This is a genomic window from Helicobacter bilis ATCC 51630 (assembly GCF_000686565.1).
Lineage (GTDB): Bacteria > Campylobacterota > Campylobacteria > Campylobacterales > Helicobacteraceae > Helicobacter_A > Helicobacter_A bilis.
In genome coordinates, this window is the sequence record NZ_JMKW01000116.1 from 1 (window position 1) to 1,504 (window position 1,504).

1 protein-coding gene is annotated in these 1,504 nt (G+C 34.6%); it reads left to right on the forward strand.

Going from position 1 to position 1,504, the window contains the following annotated elements; all coding sequences use genetic code 11:
- On the forward strand, positions 1-1,294 hold a 1,294-nt coding region (locus T368_RS16020), incomplete at its 5' end, for an LPD23 domain-containing protein (protein WP_034595292.1).
- Positions 1,295-1,504 lie beyond the last annotated feature (210 nt).

Here is a 1,504-nt window from a genome sequence, read left to right on the forward strand (position 1 = left end):
AGAATCTAGTGGGGCAGATGAAATAGAGATATGGGAAAAAACAGGCTGGTATAAAGATAAGGATAAAAAATGGAAGTTTGAGATAAGCCAAAGTGATGGGGAGTTTGATTTTGTAAAGCTATATAAAAGTTCTAACAACGACTATTACCCCAAATTGAAAGAAGTATTGCAGGATAAGCAATTATTTCAAGCCTACCCAGAGCTACAAGATTTAGAAATTATTGCTGGTAATATTGGAAGCAAAAATTGGGGAGAATATTACCAAGAGGATAAGCTTATAGCATTAAATACACTTTTTGTAAATACAAAAGAGAAAGCAAAAAGCACTCTCTACCACGAAATACAACACGCAATCCAAGATATAGAGGGCTTTGGATTTGGCGAGAAAATAAGGGATAGTAAAAATTACTACTTAAGACACGGCGAAGTGGAAGCAAGGAATGTGCAAGGGAGGCTAGATTTAGATGCTAGAGCTTATGCAAAAATCAAGGGTGGGGAGTTTTACAGCGGAGAAAAAGAAATCCAAGCAGAACTAGCAAATGACAAAGAGTATCAAAAAGCTTTAAGGGAGTTTCAAAAGTCTTTAGACAAAGATAGCAGTAAGAGTGATAAAGAGTGGGAAATACACGAGAATTTGCGAGTATTTTTAACGCAGAGAGAAAGGCAAGTCGAAGCAAAATATGAAAGGAGCGAGCCATTCACCATAGAGCAAGGACATTTACCACACCCTTATAAAACTATGGATACACCTTTAAAAGATACTATCGCTGAAGCTACAATGCAGGGCGAAGCGTTGAGTAAAGAGTTGGAATCTAGCTTTTTAGATTCTAGTGGGAAGATAGATTATAAGGCGTTAATGGATAATGCAGAAGCCCTGCCACAAACATTAAATTTGAAAGGATTTAAAGATATGATTTTTAAAAATGATAAGACAAAGCGACTAGATTCTAAAAATGCAGTCGTGCAAACACCAGCAGGGGAAGTGAAAGTCAATGTTTTAAGGGCGTTTAATCACTATAGAAAAAATGGAAAATATGGTAATCATAAAGAAAATAGGCAAGTAATAAACGCAACCTTTATGCCTACTCTCTTAAAACCGAAATTTGTAACAAAAGATGAAGAAGGAACGCTTTATTACTACAAGCCTTTTATAAACCAAGATAAGAAATATCATATTACAAGTATAGCAGTAAAAACAGATGGGACACTAGAATACGCAACAAGTTATAATGCTACTAAAAATAGATTAAATCAAATGATAAAATATAATGAATTGGTTTTTTATGAGAGTTAAAGACTTGCTTTAGCAGGAAACCGCCCGAACCTATGGAGTCGTGGATAGGATTAGCCTACCGCTTAAAATAGCAGTTTTTTTAAGTCAAGCACACGAAGTAAACCCCTTGAGTTGAATTATACCACAAAAAAAAGGATTTAACATGTTAGACACAAAAAATCTCACTTTAAAGAAATTCCAAGAGAATTTTGATTTTATAGAAGCTAAGAT